A 24,647-nucleotide genomic window follows, 5' to 3' on the forward strand; every position below is an offset into this window, starting at 1 on the left:
CCTGGATGAACGCGGTGCCTGTGAGTTTTTCGCGAGCAAGCTCGCTCCTACACTGACTTATTGGCTGTCCAGGTCATGCAGTTGAACTTGCAGTGCCCGTTCCAGCTCCAGCATGAATTTCTCCAGGGATTTGATACCCGCCTCGACCACTCGACGATCATCGTCGCGGGAACAGGCTTGCTCCAGTGCTTCGCACTGTGCGGCCAGTGCACTGGCTTGAACGATGCGCGCGGCCCCCTTGATCTTGTGGGCTTGCTCGATGATATCCATGGAGGAAGCCTTGCGATCGAGCAGCGCGATGAGTGCCTGACGATCATGAACGCTGCTGTTCAGCAGTTCTTCGAGCAAGCGTCGACTCAATTGCGGGTCTCCTCCCGTCAGCGCGTCCAGGCACCCCAGGTCCAGCCGCTGCTCGGTGGGTTGCGCAGTAATTTGTGCCAGTTGCCGCTCAAGTACAGTGAGACTGATAGGTTTGAACAGGCAGTCATCCATGCCCGCTTCCAGGCAGCGTTGTCTTTCCTCCGGTTGGGCATTGGCGGTAAACCCCAGTACCACGCAGGGTGGCAACTGTTCACGTTGTTCGTATTCACGAATGGAGCGGCTCAACTCGTAGCCATTCATGATGGGCATGTTGCAGTCGGCGATCACCAGGTCGAACTGTTCCTGTCGCCACGCCTGGAACCCGGCGGCACCATGCTCGGCGGCGGTGAATTGATGGCCCAGGTAGCCCAGTTGCTGGCACATCAGCAGACGGTTCGCCGGATGGTCATCGACCACCAGCACATTGAACACCGGCGTAGAGGCCGGCTTGGCTGGCGCATGCTCGTCCACGGTCGTGACCGGATGCAGGCGTGGCATTTTCAGGTTGACGTGTACCTGGGTGCCGACCATTGGCACACTGCTCAGGCTTAAGTGGCCACCCATCATTGCGCAAAGGCTGCGGCAGATCACCAGGCCCAGGCCGGCACCGCTTCTGGCCAGATGCCCGGAGTTGTCGGCCTGGGCGAATGGCTCGAACAGGCGCAGTTGGTCGTCGCGGTTGATGCCTATGCCGGTGTCTTCCACCACCAGCTTCAGTTCGACCTGTTCCGGTGCCTCGCTCGGTTGCACATCCACCTTGATTTTCACCTGTCCATGTTCGGTGAACTTGATGGCATTGCTCACCAGATTGGACAGCACCTGCTTGAAGCGAAGCGGGTCGATCAAGACATCGATGTCGCTTCGGTCGGGCTTGAACTCCAACAGCAGACTGAGGGTTTTCTGACGTGCAAGCCCATCGAAGACACGCACCACGGACTCAATCACCTCCCGCAGGTTGACGCGTTCGGGCGCCAAACTCAGACGGCCTGACTCAATGCGCGCAATGTCGAGAATGTCGCCTATCAGCTCCAGCAGATCCTTGGCCGAGTTGTACGCTACTTCTATCGCCGGACGGTCGAGATGCCCCTGGTCGGCCCGCTTGAGCGTCAGTTCGAGCATGCCGATCACGGCGTTCATGGGGGTGCGTATCTCGTGGCTCATGGTGGCAAGGAACGTGCTTTTGGCGCGGTTGGCCTCATCGGCGCGTTCTTTGGCGGCACGCAGCTCATCAAACAACTGGCGTCGTTCACTGATGTCGATCCAGCCGCCAATGATGCCCTGGACTTCGCCGGTGGAGTCGCGGTAGGGCAGAATCCAGTGGTAGATCGTCAGCTTTCTCTCATGGATATGCAGAGTACGATCCAGGATCAATGGATTCCCTTCCGCCACCACCCGCAGGTAGTCGGCATGGTATTGCGCAGCTTCGGGGGCCAGGGCCATGCTCATCTGGGTCACGCTTTTGCCGATCACGTCCTCTCGCTTCACGTCGAATGTCTGCAAATAGCTGTCGTTGCAGGTTTGCAGCAAGCCGTTACGATCACGGACATAAATGGGATGTGGCGTTTCGTTGACCAGCGCGCGCATGAATTCGAACTGATCGTTGAGGGCGCGCTCTGCCATTTTTCGGTGCTTGATCTGGCGACGCATGTAGGCATTCCAGGTCAGCGAAACCAGAAGCAACAACCCGGTTCCGATGACGATCCTGGCAATCAGTTGGTTGTAATTGCGCCAATAGCTGTCGGACTCGACGGTGTAGCCACGCCAGCGACTGTTGATCACGCCCATTTCATCCGGGGCGATACTGAGCAGCGCTTTGTCGAGAATCGAGCTCAATTCGGTGGCATGGCGTGATGTGGCCAGGGCGAACGTGGCCGGGCTGGTACCAATGCTGGTCATGATCTGCAATTTGTCCCGGAAAACTTTCGAGGACAGGAAGTAGTTGGCAATCAACAGCGTGTTCACCGCGCCGTCCACTTGTCCTTGTGCAAGCAACTCGGATGCCCTGAAGGTATCGCCGGTTTCCACCAGTTGAATCCGGGGATAATCCCTGCGCAAGGTATCGGCCAGTGGGGTCCCCAGGGTCACCGCCAGGCGCTTGCCCGTCATCTGCTCCAGATTCAAGGGCGCTCCAGGCTCTTTGCGGGTCAGCAGCACATACGAGTTTTCCAGGTAGGGACGGCTGAAACTCAACTGCGCCTCCCGTTGGTTACTGGGTACGATGGCCCCGATCATGTCGACTTTCTGTGTGGCGACCTGCTCGATCATATCGTCGACTTCACGCCCACGCTGAACCGCGAAACGCAAGCCGGTACGCAAGCGAATGAGTTCAAGAAGGTCGGCGGTGATACCGCGAAAGTTGCCGTCCGCATCGAAGAACGTGAGGGGCGCAAAGGTTTCGTTGACGATGACCTTTACGACCGGGTGCGCCTTGAGCCAGCGTTCTTCGCGTGGGCTCAGTTGCAGTTTTTTATCGGACAGCAGGATATCGCTGCCGGCGCTCCAACGCTTGGCGATGCTATCGCGTTCGTTGATGGGCACAGCCGCCAGCACCGTGTCGACAATGCTCAAGAGAATGAGGTTGTCGTGGCGCAGGGCAAAGCTGAAACCATAAGCTTCATGCTTGCCGAAATTGGCCATGCGAATGTTTTTGAGATAGCCCTTGTTAATCATGAAGTGGGTGGAAATGGTGTCGCCGAGAAACACATCCGCCTGGTCGAATGCCACGGCATTCAGCGCGTTCTGATAAGAAGGATAGGGGCGGATATCCGCCTTGGGGTACAGCTTCTCCACCTCTTCCAGGGGCAAATAATGATAAACCAGGCTTAAGCGCAGCCCTTCCAGGCCATTGCCGAGACTACGGGTTTCTCCCTCGCGCGTGACCAGTACCGGCTGGTCCACCGCATAAGGTGCAGACAGTGTCAGATTGGGGTTTGCGGCTTCAAAGCCATTGGAGGAGCCCAGCAAGTCAATGTCGCCGGCTTCCAGGGCCTGGATGGCGGACAACCGTGAAGGGTAGCGAAGAACCTTGACCGGTATGCCAAGCGCCTTGGCCAACAGACCTGCATAATCTGCCGTGAGCCCCTCGTAGTCGCGGCCACTGGAGGTAAGGTCGAACGGCGGGTAGTCAGGCGCGGCAGTACCCAGTACCAGTTCGCGCTTGTATTGCAGCCACTGGCGCTGGGTCCTGTCCAGTCGAGTGTCCAGTTGAACGGTTCCCGCGCGACTCAATAAGGTGAATTGTTGCGGGGTGATGGGGGAGTCCGCGAGCACGGTAGTGCTGAAGTACAAGCTGGCACTCAATATGATCAAATAATCCTTGATACGGCTGGGCATCCGCTTTCTCACACTAGCGCGTTTCGTTTTGCCATCTCGATGAGCTCGACTAAAGACTGGGCTTTTAATTTTTGCATTAACCGCTTTTTATAAGTGCTGACTGTTTTGTTGCTCAAGAACATGCCTTTGGCTATTTCCTTGTTGGTGCGACCCTGTGCAAAAAGTTGCAAGACCATGAGTTCCCGGTCGTTGACGGTTTTGAACAGTTCCAACTCCTGAGTGTCCGCGCCCTCCGTTCCATTTGCATTCAATGCCTGGCTGGGGAAGTAGTTGTAACCGGACAGTACTGCGCGAATAGCACTGAGTAGTTCGCTCAGGTCTCCCTCTTTGCAGACATAACCGTCTGCGCCCGATCGCATGCAGCGCGTGGCAAACAGGGTTGGGCATTGAGCCGTGAGTACCAGGGTCTTCATTGACGTATTCATGGCGTTGAATCGGCAGAGTACTTCAAGGCCGTCGAGTTTCGGGATGCTGATATCGAGAATGACCAGGTCGGGCAGGCATTCGCGGACCATTTGTATGGCATCGCATCCGTTATCCGTTTCCCCAACGACTTTGTAGCCTTCGTGTTCCAGTAACATTCTGATGGCAAGCCGTATAACCGGGTGGTCGTCGATAATAAAAACGGTGTTCATAATCAAATTCCATGCAGGTGCAAATAAAGCGGTCACATTAGCTCAGAAGAAGAGGCAGCAGCATGGAACGGGGACCAGACAAGCATAAAACAGGAAGTTTCCTACATCAAAAAAGGTAGGGGCCTACAAGTCGATCGGTAATTGTGACACTTGATGTGTGGGTTTTCAGGGCGCGTCACGTGGTTGACGGGAAAAAGCGTTTTACGAAGACTCTCCCGTTATTTTTCGCGGTTCATAGGGTTATAAGTCCTACCTCCAGAAGTTTTAAGTTGGGAGGGGATTAAACTTTCAAGTTCATCTCGATTTAACGGTTTTGACAAACAGCCCAATAGTGGGAGGTTACGCTGCTCAGCTTGTGTAGTCAGCTTGAGCAAGTCTGCCGCCGGTAGCCCGCTCAATAGAATCGCGCTGGTAATAAACCGACCGCGGCTGGCGATTTCTACCAATTCAAGGCCGGGCAGATCAGGCAGGCATTGGTCGCATAACATCAAGTCATAAGAAAATTCTGACTGGGCCATAGTGCGGATGGCGTGTTCGGCATTTTCGACGGGGGTGAGTTGGTCGAAACCAAAGCTTCTTAGCAGGCACTGGGTGGCCAGCAGTTGAAAAGGGTGATCCTCCACCAAAAGAATACGAAGGGGGTGTCTGGGCATAAAGTGCACACAGTGAGTCAAATATCGATGGGAGCGTAGGAATTGCTCGTCTAGTCCACGGGGGAATGCGCGATTATTCCTCTGGAACCTGTACGAATTCGATCAGGCCGCTCTGTTCCCGTCGTAGGGCAATTCTTTTCAGGGAGCAGAGCGCCACGCTCGAGCAGTTATTGAGGACTGGAGCGCCCTGTCATTTCCCGTGCCATCTCGGTGGCATAGCTGTCGGTCATGCCAGCGATAAAATCGATCATGCGCAGGAAGGAGGCGTGCAACGACCAGGCGGGGTCCGGCGCGCTATTGCCCAACAAATCGAGAATGCGCCGGTTCTTGAACGACGGCGTACGCCCGCCATGTTGCTCCAGCGCCGCTCCGCAAAACGCGTTCAGCAGGATCTCCAGGGTGGTGTAGGCGCCGATTTCATGCAGGGTCTTGCGTTTGTCCTGGAAGATTTTCTTGCGCGCCATGTCCTTGGCATCCAGTACGCAACGCTTTGCCGGGCCGTGCATGTGCTCAACCAGGTCGCCAGGCAGGGTGCCGGCAAGCAGAGCGTCCTGCTGCTCGACGAAGGCGCGCGCCGCCGCATTGGTCAGGTGCTCGATGGCCTTGCCGCGCAGGATTGCCAGCTTGCGACGGCGCGAGTCCGACGCGCCCAGTTGTCGATACGTCTGCGGCAGGTCGTCACCTACCAGGTCGAGCAGCAGTGATTCGACTTCGGCGTACTCCAGCAACTCCATTTCCAGGCCATCTTCCAGGTCAATCAACGCATAGCAGATGTCATCGGCGGCCTCCATCAAGTACACCAGCGGGTGGCGCGCCCAGCGTTGTTCCTCCAGTTGAGGCAGGCCGAGTTTTTGCGCGATCTGTTCCAGAATCGGCAGCTCGCTCTGGTAGCAGCCGAACTTGTGTTTCTTGTAGCCCAGCGAGTCCGCGTGGCGGGCAGTCCAGGGGTACTTGAGGTAGGTGCCCAAGGTGGCATAGGTCAGCCGCGTGCCGCCGTCGAATTGATGGTATTCAAGCTGGGTCAATACACGGAAACCCTGGGCATTGCCTTCAAAGTTGAGGAAGTCATTGCGTTCGGCGCTGCTCATGTCATCCAGCCAGCCGCGCCCGGCCGCTTGCTGGAACCAGTGGCGGATAGCGTCTTCGCCGGAATGCCCGAAGGGCGGATTGCCGATGTCATGGGCCAGGCAGGCCGATTGCACCACCATGCCCAAGTCGCTTGGATCGCACCAGTCGGGGAGGGCATCGCGCAACGTTTCGCCAACGCGCATGCCAAGGGAGCGGCCAACGCAGCTGACTTCCAGCGAGTGGGTCAGGCGCGTGTGGATATGGTCGTTGCTCGAAACCGGGTGCACTTGGGTCTTGCGCCCCAGGCGGCGGAAAGCACCGGAGAAAATAATGCGGTCATGGTCTTTGTGAAAAGGGCTGCGGCCCAGTTCTTCAGGGCTGTGCAGCGGCTTGCCAAGGCGTTCGCGGGTCAACAGGGTGGGCCAATCCAAGGCGGGTACGCTCCGTACGGTGAATGACAGGTGCAGCTTCCCGTTTCCATGCTGGCGGGGCAAGCGCAAATGTTGAAGTCGATTGTTTCGAAAGTGATGAACAGCACGCACTGACCGCCGTTGCATAATTTCCCGGCGGTCAGGTGGGCGTGTTGAGCGAGCGGGGCTTATCGCTTGCGCGAAGCGCCTTGCATGGCCAGTTTGATCAGCGGGATCAATCCGGCGCCCAGCCGTACCAGGCGCGTTACGCTGCTGATACTGCCGCCCTTGGCGCCCTTGCCGGTAAAGAACCCCATCAGGGTCACCGCCGCCACGCCCCACAGCGGCGCGTGCTTGATGCCCAGGCTGTCCTGCCAGTTGTGGCGCATGTCGCGCACTTTGTGCAGGGGCGCCATCAGTTGCTGGGATTCATGACGGATTTCCTGACGATGCATTTCCATGCGCAGGCGAATCAACGCCTTGCGCATTTCCCGACGGGACGTGTTTTGCGGGATTTCAGGCAGGCTCATGGCAACAGGCGCTCCCGATCATTGGCCAATTCTTCGAGGGTGGCATGGAACGGGGTGGACTCATCGAACACCGCCGCTTTCAAGCGGACCCCGCAGAAGGCTGCGGCCAGGGTATAAAACACGCACAGACAGATGATCCCGGTCAGGCGGTAGCCGGTGTCCCATACCAGGATCATCACCAATGTCGATAACCCCACCAGCAGCAGCAGGGCAAACACCAACGCCAGACCGGCAAACAGCAAGAGGCTGACGGTACGTGCTTTCTGTTCCTGCAACTCGATGCCGAACAGTTCGACATGGCTGTGCAGCAAGCCGAGTACGGCGGCGCCCAGACGGCGAGACGTGGTACCTGCGCCCTTGGACGAGCTGGATTCGTCGATAGCCATGATATTAGCGCCTGGTAGCCAGCAGACCGATCAAAAAGCCCACGCCGGCAGCGATGCCGACGGACTGCCAGGGGTTGGCCTGTACGTAATCTTCTGTCGCAGTAATAGCCGCCTGGCCGCGCTCGCGCAGCGAGTCTTCGGTCAACTGCAGGGTTTCACGGGCCTTGAGCAGGCTTTCATGGATTTTAGTGCGCAGCTCATCGGCCTGGTCACCGGCCAGGACGGCGGTGTCGTCCAGCAACCTTTCGGTGTCGGCGACGAGGGTCTGAAAATCCGCCATCAGTATTTCTTGAGCAGTCTTTGCTGATGTACCGGCCATGGTTATCTCCGTGTGTGGCTGATCTGTACGTGTGGTTTCGAGTCGCCGGCTTTGCCGAAGGTTCACTGCAATTGTGTGGTACAGCTTTTGCTTTGCCTTGGTGCGCACGTCCTGGGGACTGCGCCGGATCCGGGCGGTCGAGGTGCAAGCCTTGAAAAACCTTACCCTAATTAACTGACACTCGCGCAAATACCCTGTCGGGGATCGCCAATTGTGTTGATCGCTGCGCCAAAGCGGTTCACGCCCTCTGAAGAAGGTCGGGCGCCTTGGTGCCAATTTAGTGCGAACAATGCTGGCTTGAACCGCTTTGGTGCTTTTTGCCTTATTGCAGGCCTGCCAACCTCCATGGAAAATTTGCAAAGTGCGGTGGACACGCTTGTCCATAGCTCCAACACCCTGTTCATCCTGATTGGCGCGGTCATGGTCCTGGCCATGCACGCCGGGTTTGCCTTTCTGGAAGTCGGTACGGTGCGCCAGAAGAACCAGGTCAACGCATTGTCGAAAATCCTCAGTGACTTCGCGATCTCCACCCTGGCTTATTTCTTTATAGGCTATTGGATCTCCTACGGGGTCAGCTTCATGCAGCCAGCGGCAGTGATCAGCGCCGATCATGGCTATGGCCTGGTGAAATTTTTCTTCCTGCTGACCTTTGCCGCAGCAATCCCGGCGATCATTTCCGGAGGGATTGCCGAGCGTGCGAAATTTGCGCCTCAGTTGTGTGCAACGGCCTTGATCGTGGCGTTCATCTACCCGTTCTTCGAAGGTATGGTGTGGAATGGCAATTTCGGTCTGCAAGCCTGGCTGCTCGCAACCTTTGGCGCCAGCTTCCATGACTTCGCCGGATCGGTGGTGGTCCACGCCATGGGCGGTTGGCTGGCGCTGGCGGCGGTGTTGCTGCTCGGGCCGCGCAACGGACGCTACCGCGAAGGGCGGCTGGTGGCGTTTGCTCCCTCGAGCATTCCGTTCCTGGCGCTGGGTTCGTGGATTCTGATCGTGGGCTGGTTCGGTTTTAACGTGATGAGCGCGCAGACCCTCAATGGCGTCAGCGGCCTGGTGGCGGTCAACTCGTTGATGGCGATGGTCGGCGGCACCGTCGCTGCGTTGGTGATCGGCCGCAATGACCCGGGTTTTCTGCACAACGGCCCGTTGGCCGGACTGGTGGCGATCTGTGCCGGTTCCGATCTGATGCATCCGGTGGGAGCGCTGGTAACCGGTGTGGTCGCGGGGGGCTTGTTCGTGTGGTGCTTCATGGCCGCCCAGGATCGTTGGAAAATCGACGACGTACTGGGTGTGTGGCCGCTGCATGGTCTGTGTGGCGTATGGGGCGGCATTGCCTGCGGTATCTTCGGGCAGGCGGCGCTCGGTGGGCTTGGCGGTGTGAGCCTGATCAGCCAGTTGATCGGTACCGTCCTTGGCGTTGCCGTCGCGCTGGTCGGCGGCCTGCTGGTGTACGGCGTGATCAAGCGCGTTTGCGGGCTGCGTTTAAGCCAGGAAGAAGAGTATTACGGAGCGGACCTGTCGATCCACAAGATCGGCGCGGTCAGTCAGGATTGATCGACGCGCGCCTGCCGAGCAGTGTTGGGCTTAGAATGGTGGCGTGTTTTCCATCCGAGTGCATTTGCCATGCTTCCTGAATGCCAGCTGTTCGGCACCCTGGGTTGCCATCTGTGTGAAATTGCCGAAGCCGAAATCATGCCGCTCGTCGAACACGGGTTACTCGTGGAGCTGGTGGACATCACCGACCCCGTCGACGTGACCGAGGTCTACGGCCTGCGGATTCCGGTGCTCAGGCGGGTCGACACGGGCGCAGAGCTGGACTGGCCGTTCGACACTGAGCAGGTTGTGGCTTTCCTGCGCTGACGTTTATGCGATGGCGGGTTTCCGAATATTACGTTACTGTATGTTTGTACAGCGATTGAATAGAGGGAACGCCCGTGGTGAATGTTGAACAATTGAAAAGCAGCGTCAATCGCATGTCCGCCGACATCGTGCGCGATGCGGTGAACGAGCTGCGCCTCGATGGCCTGGTCACGGAAGGCAAGACGCCCTTCAACAAGGTGCATTTCAACACCTGTTTTGCGGAAATCGAAGCGCTGTTCCAGCGTGCCGGTTATCACAAGCAGCTGGATGTGGTGGGCTATCAGGGCCTGCTCTACGCGCTCTATGACCCGGGCCGTTGGGAGGCCGTGGACGTACTGCGCTGGCTCAAGGAGTTTACCGAGGCGGCGAGCGCTTCGCCGGTTCTACGGGTGCAGTTGGCCAAGGCCTGAGATCTGCCCTAGGCTCAATCGCGCGCCATGCGCGATAATGCCCGCCTGTTTATTCCAGGCTTTGAGCATCTGCATGTCCACTACCGGTTTTTCCCCTTCACAGCACCAAGCCAGCACCTTGTACCTGCCGCCTGGCTCGTGGACGACGGTACTCGAGTGTCTGTGCGAGCATTTCCCGGCGATCGCCCGTGAACAATGGCTGGACCGCATTGCCCGTGGTCGGGTGCTGGACAGCAATGGGCACCCCATCAGCCTGGGCCTGGCTTACAAGGAAGGCCTGTGCATTTATTACTTTCGTGAAGTGCCCAACGAGAAAGTGATACCGGTACAAGAAACCATCCTGTACGCCGATGAACACCTGGTGGTGGCCGACAAACCGCATTTTCTGCCGGTGACCCCCGCCGGCGAGTACGTCGAACAAACGCTGTTGCGCCGTTTGATCCGGCGTCTGGACAATCCCGCCCTTGTTCCCTTGCACCGCATTGACCGGCATACCGCAGGGCTGGTGCTGTTCTCGGCCAATCCCGTCAGCCGCGCGGCTTATCAGCAACTGTTTCCCACACGGCGTATCGATAAATTCTACGAAGCCATTGCGCCGGCCTTGCCTGACCTGACGTTCCCCCGTGTGCACAAGAGCCGGTTGGTGGACGGCGAGCCTTTCTTCCGCATGCAGGAAGGCCCCGGTGCCAGCAACACCGAAACGGCGGTGCAAGTGCGCGAGAAACATGGCGATCTATGGCGCTACGGCCTGTTCCCGGTCACCGGCAAGAAGCACCAGTTGCGTGTGCACATGACTGCACTCGGGGCAAGTATCTGCAATGACCCGTTCTATCCCGATGTGATCAAGGACGCCGTGGACGATTACGCCAACCCGCTCAAGTTGCTGGCTCAGGGCGTGCGTTTTATCGACCCGGTCAGCGGCCAGCAACGCAGCTTTCGCAGTGAAATCACCCTGGACTGGTAAGCGCCGGAAACGACAAGGCCCGCGCGAGGCGGGCCTTGTGGGCAAGCGGTAAGGCTTACAGGTCTTTAACGGTGCGCACCTGATCCTTGTTGATGCGGGTGCGCTTGCCGTCAAGTTGCTGGAATTCGTAGAAGCCCGAATCTTCGTCGAATTTCGGGGTGTCGACGGCCTGGATTTCGCGACCGTCATTCAGGGTGATCACTGTCGGCGAGGCGCAACCGGCGAGGGTGGCGAGGCCCAGTGCAAGCATGAGAGCGGCGATGGTCCGTTGAGTCATGAGTTTGTCTCCGAGAGAATACTTTTAAAATGCTGACCTTGTGACGTGTGCAACGCCGGCAAAGTTCCTGATGCAAGGCTCATTCTGACACGCCAGGCCTTGCGTGCAACAGGTCCGGTGTATTGAGATTGGCCAGGCGCGGGTCATCGGCCGGGCATTCCAGGCCCACGGCGCCCAGCTGCAGGAGGATTTTACGTGGGCTGCGTTCACCGGCTTTCCAGGCCCGCTCCACCTGATCTTTCAGGGCGACAGGGATGATGCAGAGCAACGGTTCCCAGAACTCGCCATGGCGTACCATCACCGGGAGCTGCGGATTGCGGTGTGTTGTCGCACGTAAATCGGCCAACAATCGCGTATCGATGTGCGGCACATCACAGGGCAGGACCAGCAGATGCCCATGGCGTGCGGCGAAGAGTCCCGCACGGATACCGGCAAGGGGGCCGGGAAAGTCCGCGCTGTCGTCGCTCACCAGCTGATCGCCGTAGGCTGCATAGCGCCCATGGTTGCGGTTGCACGAGATGATCAGGTCGTCCGTGAGTGGCCGTGCCAGGCTTTGCAAGTGCGCGATTAATGGCTGGCCGCGCCACTCCAGCAGGCCTTTATCCTGGCCGCCCATGCGCTGGCCGCGACCACCGGCCAGCAACAGAATCGAGCAGGGCAGGGGTAAGGATTCAAGGGGCATGAGGGTTCCGCTGCGGCAGGTAAACAGAGGCTTGTGATATAACATCGGGCTGTTCCTTCGACAACCGGACCGTGCCATGAAAGCCAAGGCTGATGCGCCTTTCGTACCTCTGAATATCGCTGTATTGACCGTCAGCGACACCCGTACCCTGGACACCGACACCTCGGGCCAGGTCTTCGTCGACCGCCTCACCGCCGCCGGCCACAACCTGGCCGAGCGCGTGCTGCTCAAGGACGACCTCTACAAGATCCGCGCCCAGGTGGCCCACTGGATCGCCGAAGACGTGGTGCAGGTGGTGCTGATCACCGGCGGCACCGGCTTTACTGGTCGCGACAGTACGCCCGAAGCGGTCAGTTGCCTGTTGGACAAGCAGGTCGATGGGTTTGGCGAACTGTTCCGCCAGATCTCCGTGGCCGATATCGGCACCTCCACCGTGCAATCGCGCGCCCTGGCCGGCCTGGCCAACGGTACCCTGGTGTGCTGCCTGCCGGGCTCCACCAATGCCGTGCGCACCGGTTGGGACGGGATCCTGGCCGAACAACTGGACAACCGTCATCGGCCGTGCAATTTCGTACCCCACCTCAAGCAGGCCGAGCCCTGTGAAACCCGTGGATAAGCCCGGCAAGACCGGCGCCTTGATGCCGGTGGAAGCGGCCCTGCAACGTTTGCTGGACATGGCCGACGCCGCGCCGATCCACGGGCGCGAAACCGTGCGCCTGGCCGAGTGCGATGGCCGCGTATTGGCGCAAGACTTGATCTCCACCCTCGACCTGCCGCCCTGGCCCAACAGCGCCATGGACGGCTACGCCCTGCGCGTCGTGGATTGGACCGGCGAGCCTTTGCCGGTCAGCCAGCGTATTTTCGCTGGCAATGCGCCTGAGCCGTTGGCGCCCGGCACCTGTGCGCGCATCTTTACGGGGGCGCCGGTGCCCGAGGGTGCGGACTGCGTCGAAATGCAGGAAAACGCGATCATTCACGGCGATGAGCGGGTGAGTTTCAGCGAGCCGTTGCAAGCGGGTCAGAACATCCGCCCGCAAGGCCAGGAAACCACGGTCGGCGAGTTGGTGCTGCCGGCCGGTACGCGCCTGGGCCCGATCGAATTGGGTCTGGCCGCTTCGCTTGGGTTTGATCGTCTGGAGGTGGTGCGTCGTGTGCGGGTCGCCGTGCTGTCGACCGGCGATGAGCTGATCGAGCCTGGCTTGCCCCTGGTGCCGGGCCAGATCTACAACAGCAACCGCCGCGTGCTGTGCAGTTGGCTGACGCGAATGGGCTGTGAAGTAATCGATGCCGGCATCCTGCCAGACGACCTGGAACAGACCCGCACGCGGTTGGCCGAGCTGGGCAGTGTCGACTTGATCCTGTCCACGGGCGGTGTGTCGGTGGGCGAGGCGGATTTCCTGGGCGTTGCCCTGCGTGAAGAAGGCGAGCTGGCGCTGTGGAAACTGGCGATCAAGCCGGGCAAGCCGCTGACCTTCGGGCATTTTCGTGGCGTACCGGTGATCGGCCTGCCCGGTAACCCCGCGTCGACCCTGGTGACGTTTGCGTTATTGGCTCGGCCGTACCTGCTGCGTCGTCAGGGTGTGGAGGATGTGCAACCACTGCGTTTCGAAGTGCCGGCCGGGTTCGTCTGGCCCAAGCCCGGCAACCGTCGCGAGTACCTGCGCGGGCGCATCGAGCAGGGCAAGGCGGTCATTTACCACAACCAGAGCTCCGGCGTGCTGCGCAGCGCGGCGTGGGCTGAAGGATTTGTGGAGGTGATGGAAGGGACCACATTAGCCGCCGGCGACCCAGTCAATTTCATTCCCCTGAACGAAGTCCTGAACTGACCTGGATTTAAATGTGGGAGGGGGCTTGCCCCCGATGGCGGCCTCCGAGCCGACCAGGATGCTGGTTGGACCGAGTACATATCCGTTTCTGCGGTAACGGCTACTTAGGGTTCCGCTTTTACAGCGGCTCACTTTTGAAAAGCGCAAAAGTAAGCAAAACGCTCTTGCCCCACCACTCGGCACCTCGCTTAGGCTCGGTGTGCCCGAACGCAGGCTTGAATCCGTGGGCCGCCGCAATGGGCCATCCCTGGCCCAGTGCGGCTAACCCGGCGTCCTGCCGGGTTACCCACGGATTCAAGCCTGCGTTCGGCCAGCGTGGTTTAACGGGGCGTCTAAGATCAAAAGCAGATCAAAAGCAAAAGCGCGGCGGCCTTAGAGCCGACCGGTATCTTTTGCCGATCCGCGATCCAAATGTGGGAGGGGGCTTGCCCCCGATTGCGGTGGGTCAGCGACTACGGCGCTGGCTGACACACCGCATCGGGGGCAAGCCCCCTCCCACATTTGGATGTGTGTAGGACTGTGGCTATTCAGTAATCATCGCCACGCTCGGTGACATCGCGCTCCACCGGCCCCGCATCCGGGTCGTACCCCACCGGAAACTTGCCCTTGAGCGTCCACGCAAAGGCGATGATCTCCGCCACGGTGCGGTACAGCTCCTCTGGAATACTGTCCCCCAATTCCATGCGCGCCAGCAGCTTTACCAACTCGGCATTTTCATAGATGGGCACTTCGTTTTCCCGCGCCAGCTTGAGAATCGCTTCAGCCAGGGCCTCGTCGCCCTTGGCGGTCAGGGTGGGCGCTTGCTGGCCGTCGTACTTGAGCGCTATCGCCTGGCGGGGAGGGGCTGCGTTCTTCATGCGGTTTCATCCACCCAGCGTTGTTCAAGTCCGGTTTTCGGCCCGCGCGGCGGCGTGCCGAGGTGGCAATCCAGGTCGCCGACGTCGAGCCCGGATGCCACCAGGCGCTCACGCAGGCTGCCCAAGTGGTTTTCGATCAGGCTGGCGGTGAAGGCGCGGGTCGCCCACAACTGACTCGATAATCTGCCCTGGGTCAGCTGTGCCTGTACCTGCAACGGCCCCAACGGCTCCATGTCGAACGCCAGTTCCACACGCCAAAGCATGTGTTTGGGCTCTTTGCGGTCTTTGCGGTCGGATGGTTCCTTGTCGGGCGTCGGCTCCTCGCGCTGGAACTTCACCTGCAGCGGTACGATGTCCTGCAGACTGCGCATCGGGATTTCCAGTTGCCAGGTGGTTTGCAGGCGACCATCGGCGGTGGTGCCGGTCTGTTCCAGGCTCGACAGCTGGTGGCTCTGCAATCGGGCAATCGCCCCGGCGGCCAGGCGCAGCAGGTTTTCCAGGTCGCCTTCGCCTTCCAGTTTGGCCATCAGCCGCTCGGGCAGTGGAAAGCTGACCGGGGCCTGCCGCGCGCTGACCTGTCCCAGCGTGTTCAGCGGGCTGCGCACAAAATTGGGCAGTACCTGGGCAAGCGTATTGGCCGCAAGAATGGCGTTCAGGTTGGTACTGGCGGGAAGGGCGGGTAATAAGTCCGCGACAAGGCGCAGCAGTGCCCCCTTCATGTCCAGTGGTGGTATCTGGGGATTCTGCCCTGCGAGTAATTTGGCCTCCAGAAAGGCCCCGCTGTTCTGCACCAGTTGCGCCAATACTTTGGGGTTGCTGACCTGCGCCACATCAGGGAGAGCCGCCAGTAGACGCTCGGCCGCCGCGCGCAGGTCGGCGGAGGTGCTGTCGCCGCGGGGCAGGTTTTGCAGGGCGGTGAAGACCGCATCCAGGGAGCCCTGGCGACTTTGCTGGGTCGACAGTTGCTGGGTAACCGCCAATTGATCCTTGAGCCCGCTCAGCGGCACAAAATTCAAGGTCTGCGCGTTCTGCACCACAGCGCTGAGCAAACTGCCCACGCGCAGCGGTTGTGGGCTTTCCACCGTCAGTGTCGCGCCAGCCAGGGCGTTATTGAGCACCGTCACCAACGAACGATAGATCGCCGGTTGCGCCGTGCCCTGGGGCAGCATCTGCGTGGTCAGGACCTTGGCCTGCAACAGCGTACCTTCCGGGACCTGGGTGGTATCGATGCGGGTGAGGGCGGCGATGTTGGCACTGAAGGCCTGTTGCAGGCTGAGGGTCAGGTTGCCCGCCGGCGTCTGGCTCACCGCCACATTGCTGCCTAAGGGCAAGGGCTGGGCGCTGCTGGCCTGCACCAGCGTCTGGCGGCCGCCGTCCAGGGTCAGCTTGAGCAGCAACTGAAAGGCTTCACCGCCTTGTTTAAGGGCGATGACTTCGGCATTGGCGGTTTTCCCAGGGTCGATCAGCCCGATCTGCGGCTCCAGCAGTTTGAGCAGTGCCCCGGGCGCAGGCGCAGGACTTTGCCCGGCTGCCGGGGTGGGAGGAAGCGTAGGAAGGTTGATCTCGCCGGTCATGGTGCGCATCGTCTCTGGGGAAATTGCTCTCTCTAGCGTAGGGCATCGCATGTTAGCGTAGGGCATCGCATGTATAATGCCGCCCGTCTGCAAGAGAGCGGTAAAACCTCACAACTATTTGATCCAGCTCTCTAAAACCGGTCGCCGAAGCCGTTATTGTGCATTTCTTTTATAACGGCCGCTGCACCGCCGACTTGAACCGTAAAGGCCCGCGATCTTTTGACCAGCCCTCTTCTTGAAGCCGTAGCGCTCTCCTGTGAACGCGACCTGCGCCTGCTCTTCGAGCACCTCGACCTGCGCCTGACGGGCGGCGACATGGTGCAGGTCAGCGGCCCCAACGGAAGCGGCAAGACCAGTTTGTTGCGCCTGCTGGCCGGGTTGATGCAGCCAACGGCCGGAGCGGTGCGCCTCAACGGCAAGCCCCTCGGCGAGCAACGCACGGAACTGGCGCGCAATCTCATATGGATCGGCCATGCCGCCGGTATCAAGGACGTGCTCACCGCCGAAGAAAACCTCAGTTGGCTCAGCGCCCTGCATCACCGCGCCAGCCGCGACGCCATCTGGCAGGCCCTGGCCGCCGTGGGCCTCAAGGGGTTCGAAGACGTTCCCTGTCACACCCTGTCCGCCGGCCAGCAGCGCCGTGTGGCCCTTGCGCGTTTGTACCTGCCGGGCCCGCCGCTGTGGATTCTCGACGAACCCTTCACCGCGCTGGATAAACAAGGCGTCGCCCAACTTGAAGAGCACTTGGCGCGGCATTGCGAGCAGGGCGGCGCGGTGCTGCTCACCACCCACCACAGCCTGACGCGCTTGCCCGCCGGTTACCATGAGCTGGATCTGGGACGGTGGTCGGCATGAGCGTATTCGCCCTGTTGCTCGCCCGCGAAGCACGCCTGTTGTGTCGTCGCCCGGCAGAACTGGCCAACCCGCTGGTGTTCTTTGCCATCGTGATCGCCTTGTTCCCCCTGGCGGTCGGTCCCGAGACTAAACTGTTGCAAACCTTGTCCCCGGGACTGGTGTGGGTCGCGGCGCTTTTATCCGTGCTGCTCTCGCTGGACGGGCTGTTTCGCAGTGATTTCGAAGACGGCTCCCTGGAACAGTGGGTCCTTTCGTCGCACCCTTTGCCACTTCTGGTACTGGCCAAGGTGCTGGCACACTGGGCTTTTTCCGGCCTCGCGCTGGTCTTGCTTTCGCCGCTGCTGGCGCTGATGCTGGGCCTGCCCGTCGAGTGCTTGCCGGTGTTGCTCCTGTCCTTGTTGCTCGGTACGCCGGTGCTCAGCCTGTTGGGGGCGGTGGGCGCAGCGTTGACCGTCGGTTTGAAGCGCGGCGGCCTGTTACTGGCCCTGCTGATTCTGCCTTTGTACATCCCGGTTCTGATCCTCGGCAGCGGCGCGTTGCAGGCCGCGCTGATGGGGATGCCGGCGACCGGTTACCTCCTGTGGCTTGGCAGCCTGGCCGCCCTGGCGGTAACCCTGACACCCTTTGCCATAGCGGCCGGCCTGAAGATCAGCGTCGGCGAATAATGAGGTCTGGCCAGGCGTGACACGCTTGGCCAGTAAAGACCCTACGCTTCTTGCCACGACAAGAGGCAACCGTGAGAAACAGCAATGAACTGGACCTGGTTTCACAAGCTCGGCTCGCCCAAATGGTTCTATGGCATCAGCGGCAAGCTGCTGCCGTGGTTGAGCGTCGCCGCCGTATTGCTGATCGGCATCGGCCTGGTCTGGGGCCTGGCCTTCGCGCCGCCGGACTACCAGCAAGGCAACAGCTTTCGCATCATCTATATCCATGTGCCCGCCGCCATGCTGGCGCAATCGTGCTACGTGATGCTGGCGGTGTGCGGCATTGTCGGTCTGGTGTGGAAGATGAAACTTGCCGACGTCGCCCTGCAATGCGCGGCGCCCATCGGTGCATGGATGACCGCCGTGGCACTGGTCACCGGCGCGATCTGGGGCAAGCCCACCTGGGGTTCGTGGTGGGTGTGGGATGCGCGGCTCACTTCGATGTTGATCCTGCTGTTCCTGTACTTTGGTCTGATCGCCCTGGGCAATGCGATCAGCAACCGCGACAGCGCCGCCAAGGCCTGCGCGGTGCTGGCGATTGTCGGCGTGATCAACATCCCGATCATCAAATATTCGGTGCAGTGGTGGAACACCCTGCATCAGGGCGCCACCTTCACCCTCACCGAAAAACCGGCAATGCCGGTGGAGATGTGGGCGCCGCTGCTGCTGATGGTGCTGGGCTTCTACTGCTTCTTCGGCGCCGTGCTGCTGATGCGCATGCGCCTTGAAGTGCTCAAGCGTGAGGCTCGCACCAGCTGGGTCAAGGCCGAAGTTCAAGCCAGCCTGGGAGCGCGCGCATGAGTTTTGCTTCATTAAGCGATTTTCTCGCCATGGGCCACCACGGCCTGTATGTCTGGACGGCCTATGGCATCTGCCTGGCGGTGCTGGCCCTCAACGTCGCCGCGCCGCTCCTGGCGCGCAAGCGTTACCTGCAACAAGAGGCGCGCCGTCTGCGCCGGGAGACCGAAAAGTGAATCCGTTGCGCAGAAAGCGTCTGTTGATCATCCTCGCCATCCTGGCCGGCGTCGGCATTGCCGTGGGTCTGGCCTTGAGTGCCCTGCAGCAGAACATCAACCTGTTCTACACCCCGACCCAGATCGCCAATGGCGAAGCGCCGGTCGATACGCGCATACGCGCCGGCGGCATGGTGGAGAAGGGCTCCTTGAAGCGTTCGGCAGATTCCCTGGACGTGAGCTTCGTCGTCACCGACTTCAACAAAGCCGTGACCATCACCTACCGTGGCATCCTCCCGGACCTGTTCCGCGAAGGCCAGGGCATCGTCGCCCTGGGCAAGCTCAACGCCAGTGGCGTGGTGGTGGCCGATGAAGTGCTGGCCAAGCACGATGAAAAATACATGCCGCCGGAGGTGACCAAAGCCCTCAAGGACAGCGGCCAATCCGCCCCAACCCCTGCCAAGGAGGGCTGAGTCATGAGCGCCGCTTTGTTTATTCCGGAACTCGGCCAGTTGGCGATGATCCTCGCCCTGTGCTTTGCCGTCGTCCAGGCCGTGGTGCCGTTGCTCGGCGCCTGGCGCGGCGACCGCCTGTGGATGAGTCTGGCCCGGCCGGCTGCCTGGGGGCAGTTCGCGTTCCTGCTGTTCGCCTTCGCTTGCCTGACCTACGCGTTCATGACCGACGACTTTTCCGTCGCCTATGTCGCCAATAACTCCAACAGCGCGCTGCCCTGGTACTACAAATTCAGCGCCGTGTGGGGCGCCCACGAAGGTTCGCTGCTGCTGTGGGCGCTGATCCTCGGCGGCTGGACGTTCGCTGTGTCGGTGTTCTCCCGGCAGTTGCCGCAGGTCATGCTGGCGCGGGTGCTGGCGGTGATGGGCATGATCAGCATCGGTTTTTTGCTGTTCCTGATCATGACCTCCAACCCGTTCAGCCGCATCCTGCCGCAGATTCCCATGGACGGGCATGACCTCAACCCACTGCTGCAAGACATCGGCCTGATCGTGCACCCGCCGATGCTCTACATGGGCTACGTCGGCTTCTCCGTGGCCTTTGCCTTCGCCATCGCCGCCTTGCTCGGCGGTCGTCTCGATGCGGCCTGGGCGCGCTGGTCGCGGCCATGGACCATCGTTGCCTGGGCCTTCCTCGGCATTGGCATCACGCTTGGCTCGTGGTGGGCCTACTACGAACTCGGCTGGGGCGGCTGGTGGTTCTGGGACCCGGTGGAAAACGCTTCTTTCATGCCCTGGCTGGTCGGCACCGCCTTGATTCATTCGCTGGCCGTCACCGAAAAACGCGGTGTGTTCAAGAGCTGGACCGTGTTGCTGGCCATCGCAGCATTTTCCCTCAGCCTGCTCGGCACCTTCCTCGTGCGTTCGGGCGTGCTGACGTCGGTGCACGCATTTGCTTCCGACCCTGCGCGCGGCGTATTCATCCTGATCTTCCTGCTGTTTGTGGTCGGCGGTTCGCTGACCCTGTTCGCCCTGCGCGCTCCGGTGGTCAAGAGCCAGGTCGGCTTTAACCTGTGGTCGCGGGAAACCTTGCTGCTGGGTAACAATCTGGTGCTGGTGGTGGCCGCGTCAATGATCCTGCTTGGCACCCTGTACCCCCTGGTGCTGGATGCCTTGAGCGGCGCCAAGCTGTCCGTCGGCCCGCCGTACTTCAACGCCTTGTTCATTCCGTTGATGGGTTTGCTGATGGTGGTGATGGCGGTCGGCGTGCTGGTGCGCTGGAAAGACACTCCGGTGAAATGGCTGGCCGGCATGCTGATGCCGGTACTGCTGGGCAGTGTGGCCCTGGCCGTGATCGCCGGGGTTGCCTACGGCGACTTCAACTGGGCGGTGCTCGCCACGTTCCTGCTCGCAGCCTGGGTGTTGCTGGCCGGCGTGCGCGATATCGCCGACAAGACCCGCCACAAGGGCCTGATCAAAGGCCTGCCGACCTTGACCCGCAGCTACTGGGGTATGCAGATCGCCCACCTCGGCATCGCCGTCTGCGCCCTGGGCGTGGTGCTGTCGAGCCAGAACAGCGCCGAGCGCGACCTGCGCCTGGCGCCCGGGGAGTCCATGGACCTGGGCGGTTATCAGTTCATTTTTGACGGCGCCAGACACTTTGAAGGGCCGAATTTCACGTCAGACAAAGGCACCGTACGCGTGGTGCGCAATGGTAAGGAAATCGCTGTGCTGCACCCGGAAAAGCGCTTGTACACCGTGCAGAGTTCGATGATGACCGAGGCGGGTATCGATGCCGGATTCACCCGCGACCTGTATGTGGCGCTAGGTGAACCCCTGGGCGACGGCGCCTGGGCGGTGCGCGTGCATGTGAAACCGTTCGTGCGCTGGATCTGGTTCGGCGGTTTGCTGACCGGGATGGGTGGTTTGCTCGCAGCGCTGGACCGGCGGTATCGGGTCAAGGTCAAGAGCCGGGTGCGTGAAGCCCTCGGCATGGGAGCGGCGGTATGAAGCGCTGGTTGATGGTGTTGCCGTTGGCGGCGTTCCTGGTGGTGGCGGTGTTCCTCTATCGCGGCCTGTACCTGGACCCGGCCGAGTTGCCGTCGGCCATGATCGGCAAGCCGTTCCCGGCATTCTCGTTGCCCAACGTACAGGGCGACAGGCAGTTGACCCGCGCCGACCTGCTGGGCAAGCCGGCGCTGGTCAACGTGTGGGGCACCTGGTGCATCTCCTGCCGCGTCGAACACCCGGTGTTGAACAAACTTGCCGAGAAGGGCGTGGTGATCTACGGCATCAACTACAAGGACGACAATGCAGCGGCCTTGAAGTGGCTGGCTGAGTTTCACAACCCGTACCAGTTGGATATCCGTGATGCAGACGGCAACCTCGGCCTGAATCTCGGCGTCTATGGCGCTCCGGAAACCTTCTTTATCGACGCTGAAGGCGTGATCCGCGACAAGTACGTCGGCGTGATCGACGAAGTGGTCTGGCGTGAACAACTCGCCGCCAAGTACCAGGCGCTGGTCGACGAGGCCAAACCATGAAGCGCCTGTTAGCCGCTGCTGTATTGGTACTGGGATTGGCTGGAATTGCTCACGCCGCCATCGACACCTATGAATTCGCCAACGACGGTGACCGCGAGCGTTTTCGCGAACTGACCAAGGAACTGCGCTGCCCCAAATGCCAGAACCAGGACATCGCCGACTCCAACGCGCCCATCGCCGCCGACCTGCGCAAGGAAATCTTCCGCATGCTGGGGGAGGGCAAGGACAACCAGCAGATCATCGACTTCATGGTCGACCGCTACGGTGATTTCGTGCGCTACAAACCGGCCCTTACCGGCAAGACTGCGCTGCTCTGGTTCGGCCCCGCCGGGCTGCTGCTGACCGGCATAGTGGTCATGGCCGTCATCGTGAGCCGCCGCCGCGCCGCGCCTGCCGAGGGCAGCGACGCGCTGTCCCCCGAAGAGCGTAAACGTCTCGACCAATTGCTGGACACCAAGACTGATGATTGATTTCTGGCTTGCAGCCGGGCTGCTGCTGTTGATTGCCCTGAGTTTCCTGTTGATCCCTGTGTTGCGTGGCCGTCGTGCCCAACGTGAAGAGGACCGCACCGCGCTGAACGTGGCGCTGTATCAAGAGCGCGTCGCCGAACTGCAAGTGCAGCGGGACGAAGGCGTATTGAATGCTGCGCAACTCGATACCGGCCGCGCCGAAGCTGCGCGTGAGTTGCTGGCCGATACCGAAGGCGTGGACAGGCCGCGCGAATCACGCCTGGGCAAGCCTCTGCCATTGTTGGCGGCGTTTCTTGTCCCGGTGCTGGGCGTTGCGCTGTACCTGCATTACGGGGCGAGTGACAAGGTCGAGCTGACGCGTGAATTCTCCCAGCCGCCGGTGTCGATGGCCGACATGACGCAACGCCTGGAACGCGCCGCGGCGGCCCAGCCGGATTCGGCTGAAGGCCTGTACTTTCTAGGGCGCGCCTATATGGCCCAGGATCGCTCCGCCGACGCCGCCAGGGTGTTTGAACGCAGCGTTGCCTTGGCCGGTCGTCAGCCCGAACTGCTCGGGCAGTGGGCCCAGGCGCAGTATTTTGCCGACAACAAACAGTGGTCGCCCAAGGTTCAGGCGCTGACCGACGAAGCCTTGAAGCTCGATCCAAAGGAAGTCACCAGCCTCGGCCTGCTCGGTATCGCTGCCTTTGAAGGCCAGCGCTACCAGGAGGCTATCGACTACTGGAACCGTCTGCTGGCGCAACTGCCACCCGAAGACAATTCCCGCGTTGCACTGCAAGGCGGTATTGATCGCGCTGCGGAAAAACTCCGGGAGAGCGGTGGTACTGTCGCGCAAAAGGCGGTGCTGAAAGTCCGCGTGGACTTGTCCGCCGAGGTGAAAGCCAAGGCCCTGCCAGGCGACAGCGTGTTCATCTTCGCCCGCGCCGTCGGCGGTCCGCCTGCACCGCTCGCGGCCAAGCGGGTCACCGTTGCCGAACTGCCGGTCAGCGTGGAACTGGGCGATGCCGACGCGATGATGCCGCAGTTGAAACTGTCCAACTTCCCTGAAGTCCAACTGGTTGCGCGCATATCCCGGGCAGGTGTTCCAACCGCTGGCGAGTGGATCGGCCGCAGCCAACCCTTGGCCAGCACCGCCACTGCGCTGCAGCAGCTGACCATTGACAGTCCGGACCAGTAATTTAAGGAAACGCCCATGACCGCATTTGCACGTATGACCCTGCTCAGCCTCGTATTGGGCCTGAGCGCCTGTGCGGTCCACCGGCCACCTCCCGGTCCCACCGGCCCGACCATCCCGCCGTCGGGCCCGTCGACCCAGCCCGGCAGCAAACCCTCCGGCCCGGTGACCCCGCCGCCAAAACCGCTGCCGAGCAAATCGCCGACCTTCGCCCCACCCCCAGGCGCGGCCAGCCACTGGGACGGCAAGATGCAGGTGTACGTCCTCGACGACCAGCCCGATACCTTCTACCGCCAGCGCACCTACTACCGTTGGAGCAACGGCTGGAGCCGCTCCATCAGCCCCAACGGGCCATGGGAAGAGACCAACGTGCAGGGCGTGCCGCCAGGGTTGAGCAAGCAGTACACGCAATGACGCAAGGCGACCTTCGGGTCGCCTTTTTTATTGGCCTTGAAATTGATCGTTCCCACGCGCGTGGGAATGCATCCCGTGACACACCGCGTCACCAGTGCGCAAAAAGCAGGACGCAGAGCGTCCAGAGCGGCATTCCCACGCAGAGCATGGGAACGATCTTGTTTGGCTCAAGCTGCGCCGTCTGAAATGAGACGAGGAAAGCAGCGCAGCCCTCCACGTCTGTCATGGCTCACGCTTTCCCGGTAAGGTGACCACCGCCGGCCTGGTTGCCTGGCAATCGCTGGATATACTCTGTGATACCGGACAAACCGGCACATGGGCCAACCCGTGCGAAAACAAGCAAAGAGAGTGGTGTGATGGCAGGCAGGTTGATCTATCTCATCGGGCCATCGGGTTCGGGCAAGGACAGCCTGCTGGATGCCGCACGCCCCCGGTTGGCCGAGCGCGGTTGTCGCATTGTGCGCCGCGTGATCACGCGCTCGGCGGAGGCGGTGGGTGAAGCGGCGCAAGGCGTGAGCCCGGTGCAGTTTGCGGCGATGCAGGCGCAGGGCGCGTTTGCCCTCAGTTGGCAGGCCAATGGGTTGTCCTACGGCATTCCCAAGGACATTGACGAGTGGCTGGCGGCCGGGGAGGACGTGCTGGTCAATGGCTCCCGCGCGCATCTGGCGCAAACCCGTGAGCGTTACCCGACGTTGACGGTGCTGCTGCTGACAGTCGATCCAGCCGTACTGCGCCAGCGCCTGGTTGCGCGCGGGCGTGAATCCCTGACGGATATCGATGAACGCCTGGCGCGCAACGCGCGGTTCACCGAAGCGCTGATCGCTGCCAATGGCGAGCGGTTGTTTGTGCTGGATAACTCCGGCCCGCTGCAACACACCGTCGCGCGTTTGCTGTGTTGCCTGGACCACGCGCCCTCGGCTTGAGCCCGATGCTGGGCC

Annotated in this window: 28 protein-coding genes; 17 read left to right on the plus strand and 11 right to left on the minus strand. The window is 60.9% G+C overall.

The window, feature by feature from the left end; all coding sequences use genetic code 11:
- Positions 1–57: 57 nt before the first annotated feature.
- The 7 genes from MRY17_RS08135 to MRY17_RS08165 form a co-directional block, all read right to left on the minus strand.
- Positions 58–3,693, minus strand: a complete 3,636-nt coding sequence (locus MRY17_RS08135; RefSeq protein ID WP_243353558.1) for a transporter substrate-binding domain-containing protein — start codon at positions 3,691–3,693, stop codon at positions 58–60.
- 8 nt (positions 3,694–3,701) lie between these two features.
- Positions 3,702–4,328, minus strand: a complete 627-nt coding sequence (locus tag MRY17_RS08140) for a response regulator transcription factor (protein WP_181284554.1) — start codon at positions 4,326–4,328, stop codon at positions 3,702–3,704.
- Between the two features lie 218 nt (positions 4,329–4,546).
- A complete protein-coding gene (locus MRY17_RS08145; RefSeq protein ID WP_181284555.1) occupies positions 4,547–4,981 on the minus strand; it encodes a response regulator in 435 nt (144 codons plus the stop codon).
- A 167-nt stretch (positions 4,982–5,148) separates the two neighbouring features.
- Positions 5,149–6,480, minus strand: coding sequence for a deoxyguanosinetriphosphate triphosphohydrolase (locus tag MRY17_RS08150; protein WP_181284556.1), 1,332 nt, complete (start codon positions 6,478–6,480; stop codon positions 5,149–5,151).
- 167 nt (positions 6,481–6,647) lie between these two features.
- A complete protein-coding gene (locus MRY17_RS08155; protein ID WP_124357677.1) occupies positions 6,648–6,989 on the minus strand; it encodes a hypothetical protein in 342 nt (113 codons plus the stop codon).
- Positions 6,986–7,375 (minus strand): phage holin family protein, encoded by a 390-nt coding sequence (locus tag MRY17_RS08160; RefSeq protein ID WP_057722765.1) that lies wholly within the window; start codon positions 7,373–7,375, stop codon positions 6,986–6,988. Before MRY17_RS08160 ends, MRY17_RS08155 begins: the two co-directional genes overlap by 4 nt.
- A gap of 4 nt (positions 7,376–7,379) precedes the next feature.
- Complete coding sequence (locus MRY17_RS08165; protein ID WP_124432044.1) at positions 7,380–7,694, minus strand: DUF883 family protein; 315 nt, start codon at positions 7,692–7,694, stop codon at positions 7,380–7,382.
- Between the two features lie 345 nt (positions 7,695–8,039).
- Here MRY17_RS08165 and MRY17_RS08170 point away from each other — a divergent pair, with 345 nt between their 5' ends.
- The 4 genes from MRY17_RS08170 to MRY17_RS08185 all read left to right on the plus strand — a co-directional run bounded on the left by MRY17_RS08170 (position 8,040) and on the right by MRY17_RS08185 (position 10,928).
- Complete coding sequence (locus MRY17_RS08170; RefSeq protein WP_181284557.1) at positions 8,040–9,248, plus strand: ammonium transporter; 1,209 nt, start codon at positions 8,040–8,042, stop codon at positions 9,246–9,248.
- A 69-nt stretch (positions 9,249–9,317) separates the two neighbouring features.
- The gene (locus tag MRY17_RS08175; RefSeq protein WP_191952942.1) at positions 9,318–9,554 is read left to right on the plus strand and encodes a glutaredoxin family protein; all 237 of its coding nucleotides are present in this window, start codon (positions 9,318–9,320) and stop codon (positions 9,552–9,554) included.
- A gap of 74 nt (positions 9,555–9,628) precedes the next feature.
- Positions 9,629–9,964 (plus strand): transcriptional regulator, encoded by a 336-nt coding sequence (locus MRY17_RS08180; protein ID WP_065898050.1) that lies wholly within the window; start codon positions 9,629–9,631, stop codon positions 9,962–9,964.
- Between the two features lie 73 nt (positions 9,965–10,037).
- The gene (locus MRY17_RS08185; protein ID WP_181284560.1) at positions 10,038–10,928 is read left to right on the plus strand and encodes a pseudouridine synthase; all 891 of its coding nucleotides are present in this window, start codon (positions 10,038–10,040) and stop codon (positions 10,926–10,928) included.
- Between the two features lie 55 nt (positions 10,929–10,983).
- On the opposite strand, the gene MRY17_RS08190 is transcribed toward MRY17_RS08185, so the two are convergent.
- Together MRY17_RS08190 and mobA are read right to left on the minus strand one after the other, a co-directional pair.
- The gene (locus MRY17_RS08190; protein ID WP_005786486.1) at positions 10,984–11,205 is read right to left on the minus strand and encodes a YgdI/YgdR family lipoprotein; all 222 of its coding nucleotides are present in this window, start codon (positions 11,203–11,205) and stop codon (positions 10,984–10,986) included.
- Positions 11,206–11,284: 79 nt separating this feature from the next.
- The gene (gene mobA, locus MRY17_RS08195; protein WP_243353559.1) at positions 11,285–11,887 is read right to left on the minus strand and encodes a molybdenum cofactor guanylyltransferase MobA; all 603 of its coding nucleotides are present in this window, start codon (positions 11,885–11,887) and stop codon (positions 11,285–11,287) included.
- A 76-nt stretch (positions 11,888–11,963) separates the two neighbouring features.
- On the opposite strand from mobA, the gene moaB reads away from it, so the two are divergent.
- The gene (gene moaB, locus MRY17_RS08200) at positions 11,964–12,503 is read left to right on the plus strand and encodes a molybdenum cofactor biosynthesis protein B (protein WP_243353560.1); all 540 of its coding nucleotides are present in this window, start codon (positions 11,964–11,966) and stop codon (positions 12,501–12,503) included.
- A complete protein-coding gene (locus tag MRY17_RS08205; protein WP_243353561.1) occupies positions 12,487–13,713 on the plus strand; it encodes a molybdopterin molybdotransferase MoeA in 1,227 nt (408 codons plus the stop codon). Before moaB ends, MRY17_RS08205 begins: the two co-directional genes overlap by 17 nt.
- Positions 13,714–14,240: 527 nt before the next feature.
- Here MRY17_RS08205 and MRY17_RS08210 read toward each other — a convergent pair.
- Together MRY17_RS08210 and MRY17_RS08215 are read right to left on the minus strand one after the other, a co-directional pair.
- A complete protein-coding gene (locus tag MRY17_RS08210) occupies positions 14,241–14,570 on the minus strand; it encodes an EscU/YscU/HrcU family type III secretion system export apparatus switch protein (RefSeq protein ID WP_065885171.1) in 330 nt (109 codons plus the stop codon).
- Positions 14,567–16,144, minus strand: a complete 1,578-nt coding sequence (locus tag MRY17_RS08215; RefSeq protein ID WP_191952939.1) for a flagellar hook-length control protein FliK — start codon at positions 16,142–16,144, stop codon at positions 14,567–14,569. The genes MRY17_RS08210 and MRY17_RS08215 overlap by 4 nt, the downstream gene beginning before the upstream one ends.
- A 219-nt stretch (positions 16,145–16,363) precedes the next feature.
- On the opposite strand from MRY17_RS08215, the gene ccmA reads away from it, so the two are divergent.
- The 11 genes from ccmA to phnN all read left to right on the plus strand — a co-directional run bounded on the left by ccmA (position 16,364) and on the right by phnN (position 24,632).
- On the plus strand, positions 16,364–16,999 hold the full coding sequence (gene ccmA, locus MRY17_RS08220) for a cytochrome c biogenesis heme-transporting ATPase CcmA (RefSeq protein ID WP_243353562.1): 636 nt from the start codon (positions 16,364–16,366) through the stop codon (positions 16,997–16,999).
- Positions 16,996–17,664, plus strand: a complete 669-nt coding sequence (ccmB, locus tag MRY17_RS08225) for a heme exporter protein CcmB (protein WP_181284628.1) — start codon at positions 16,996–16,998, stop codon at positions 17,662–17,664. The genes ccmA and ccmB overlap by 4 nt, the downstream gene beginning before the upstream one ends.
- An 84-nt stretch (positions 17,665–17,748) precedes the next feature.
- Positions 17,749–18,504: a heme ABC transporter permease gene (locus MRY17_RS08230; RefSeq protein WP_181284629.1), complete on the plus strand. Its 756-nt coding sequence runs from the start codon at positions 17,749–17,751 to the stop codon at positions 18,502–18,504.
- On the plus strand, positions 18,501–18,677 hold the full coding sequence (gene ccmD / locus MRY17_RS08235) for a heme exporter protein CcmD (RefSeq protein ID WP_181284630.1): 177 nt from the start codon (positions 18,501–18,503) through the stop codon (positions 18,675–18,677). Before MRY17_RS08230 ends, ccmD begins: the two co-directional genes overlap by 4 nt.
- Complete coding sequence (gene ccmE, locus MRY17_RS08240) at positions 18,674–19,129, plus strand: cytochrome c maturation protein CcmE (protein ID WP_181284631.1); 456 nt, start codon at positions 18,674–18,676, stop codon at positions 19,127–19,129. Before ccmD ends, ccmE begins: the two co-directional genes overlap by 4 nt.
- Positions 19,130–19,132: 3 nt before the next feature.
- Positions 19,133–21,118 (plus strand): heme lyase CcmF/NrfE family subunit, encoded by a 1,986-nt coding sequence (locus MRY17_RS08245; RefSeq protein ID WP_181284632.1) that lies wholly within the window; start codon positions 19,133–19,135, stop codon positions 21,116–21,118.
- Complete coding sequence (locus MRY17_RS08250) at positions 21,115–21,651, plus strand: DsbE family thiol:disulfide interchange protein (RefSeq protein ID WP_124422940.1); 537 nt, start codon at positions 21,115–21,117, stop codon at positions 21,649–21,651. The genes MRY17_RS08245 and MRY17_RS08250 overlap by 4 nt, the downstream gene beginning before the upstream one ends.
- On the plus strand, positions 21,648–22,121 hold the full coding sequence (locus MRY17_RS08255; protein WP_243353563.1) for a cytochrome c-type biogenesis protein: 474 nt from the start codon (positions 21,648–21,650) through the stop codon (positions 22,119–22,121). The genes MRY17_RS08250 and MRY17_RS08255 overlap by 4 nt, the downstream gene beginning before the upstream one ends.
- On the plus strand, positions 22,114–23,298 hold the full coding sequence (ccmI, locus tag MRY17_RS08260) for a c-type cytochrome biogenesis protein CcmI (RefSeq protein ID WP_181284634.1): 1,185 nt from the start codon (positions 22,114–22,116) through the stop codon (positions 23,296–23,298). Before MRY17_RS08255 ends, ccmI begins: the two co-directional genes overlap by 8 nt.
- A gap of 15 nt (positions 23,299–23,313) precedes the next feature.
- A complete protein-coding gene (locus tag MRY17_RS08265; protein WP_181284635.1) occupies positions 23,314–23,709 on the plus strand; it encodes a hypothetical protein in 396 nt (131 codons plus the stop codon).
- 356 nt (positions 23,710–24,065) lie between these two features.
- Positions 24,066–24,632: a phosphonate metabolism protein/1,5-bisphosphokinase (PRPP-forming) PhnN gene (phnN, locus tag MRY17_RS08270; RefSeq protein WP_191955156.1), complete on the plus strand. Its 567-nt coding sequence runs from the start codon at positions 24,066–24,068 to the stop codon at positions 24,630–24,632.
- Positions 24,633–24,647: the final 15 nt, after the last annotated feature.

The sequence above is a fragment of the Pseudomonas orientalis genome (assembly GCF_022807995.1).
GTDB classification, from domain to species: Bacteria; Pseudomonadota; Gammaproteobacteria; order Pseudomonadales; family Pseudomonadaceae; genus Aquipseudomonas; species Aquipseudomonas orientalis_B.

Bases quoted from the DNA above. Each gene is read 5' to 3' on its own strand.
- MRY17_RS08135 (WP_243353558.1), bottom strand. From the start codon at position 3,693: ATGCCCAGCCGTATCAAGGATTATTTGATCATATTGAGTGCCAGCTTG.
- MRY17_RS08140 (WP_181284554.1), bottom strand. From the start codon at position 4,328: ATGAACACCGTTTTTATTATCGACGACCACCCGGTTATACGGCTTGCC.
- MRY17_RS08145 (WP_181284555.1), bottom strand. From the start codon at position 4,981: ATGCCCAGACACCCCCTTCGTATTCTTTTGGTGGAGGATCACCCTTTT.
- MRY17_RS08155 (WP_124357677.1), bottom strand. From the start codon at position 6,989: ATGAGCCTGCCTGAAATCCCGCAAAACACGTCCCGTCGGGAAATGCGC.
- MRY17_RS08160 (WP_057722765.1), bottom strand. From the start codon at position 7,375: ATGGCTATCGACGAATCCAGCTCGTCCAAGGGCGCAGGTACCACGTCT.
- MRY17_RS08165 (WP_124432044.1), bottom strand. From the start codon at position 7,694: ATGGCCGGTACATCAGCAAAGACTGCTCAAGAAATACTGATGGCGGAT.
- MRY17_RS08170 (WP_181284557.1), top strand. From the start codon at position 8,040: ATGGAAAATTTGCAAAGTGCGGTGGACACGCTTGTCCATAGCTCCAAC.
- MRY17_RS08175 (WP_191952942.1), top strand. From the start codon at position 9,318: ATGCTTCCTGAATGCCAGCTGTTCGGCACCCTGGGTTGCCATCTGTGT.
- MRY17_RS08185 (WP_181284560.1), top strand. From the start codon at position 10,038: ATGTCCACTACCGGTTTTTCCCCTTCACAGCACCAAGCCAGCACCTTG.
- MRY17_RS08190 (WP_005786486.1), bottom strand. From the start codon at position 11,205: ATGACTCAACGGACCATCGCCGCTCTCATGCTTGCACTGGGCCTCGCC.
- mobA (WP_243353559.1), bottom strand. From the start codon at position 11,887: ATGCCCCTTGAATCCTTACCCCTGCCCTGCTCGATTCTGTTGCTGGCC.
- moaB (WP_243353560.1), top strand. From the start codon at position 11,964: ATGAAAGCCAAGGCTGATGCGCCTTTCGTACCTCTGAATATCGCTGTA.
- MRY17_RS08210 (WP_065885171.1), bottom strand. From the start codon at position 14,570: ATGAAGAACGCAGCCCCTCCCCGCCAGGCGATAGCGCTCAAGTACGAC.
- MRY17_RS08215 (WP_191952939.1), bottom strand. From the start codon at position 16,144: ATGACCGGCGAGATCAACCTTCCTACGCTTCCTCCCACCCCGGCAGCC.
- ccmB (WP_181284628.1), top strand. From the start codon at position 16,996: ATGAGCGTATTCGCCCTGTTGCTCGCCCGCGAAGCACGCCTGTTGTGT.
- MRY17_RS08230 (WP_181284629.1), top strand. From the start codon at position 17,749: ATGAACTGGACCTGGTTTCACAAGCTCGGCTCGCCCAAATGGTTCTAT.
- ccmD (WP_181284630.1), top strand. From the start codon at position 18,501: ATGAGTTTTGCTTCATTAAGCGATTTTCTCGCCATGGGCCACCACGGC.
- MRY17_RS08245 (WP_181284632.1), top strand. From the start codon at position 19,133: ATGAGCGCCGCTTTGTTTATTCCGGAACTCGGCCAGTTGGCGATGATC.
- MRY17_RS08250 (WP_124422940.1), top strand. From the start codon at position 21,115: ATGAAGCGCTGGTTGATGGTGTTGCCGTTGGCGGCGTTCCTGGTGGTG.
- MRY17_RS08255 (WP_243353563.1), top strand. From the start codon at position 21,648: ATGAAGCGCCTGTTAGCCGCTGCTGTATTGGTACTGGGATTGGCTGGA.
- ccmI (WP_181284634.1), top strand. From the start codon at position 22,114: ATGATTGATTTCTGGCTTGCAGCCGGGCTGCTGCTGTTGATTGCCCTG.
- MRY17_RS08265 (WP_181284635.1), top strand. From the start codon at position 23,314: ATGACCGCATTTGCACGTATGACCCTGCTCAGCCTCGTATTGGGCCTG.
- phnN (WP_191955156.1), top strand. From the start codon at position 24,066: ATGGCAGGCAGGTTGATCTATCTCATCGGGCCATCGGGTTCGGGCAAG.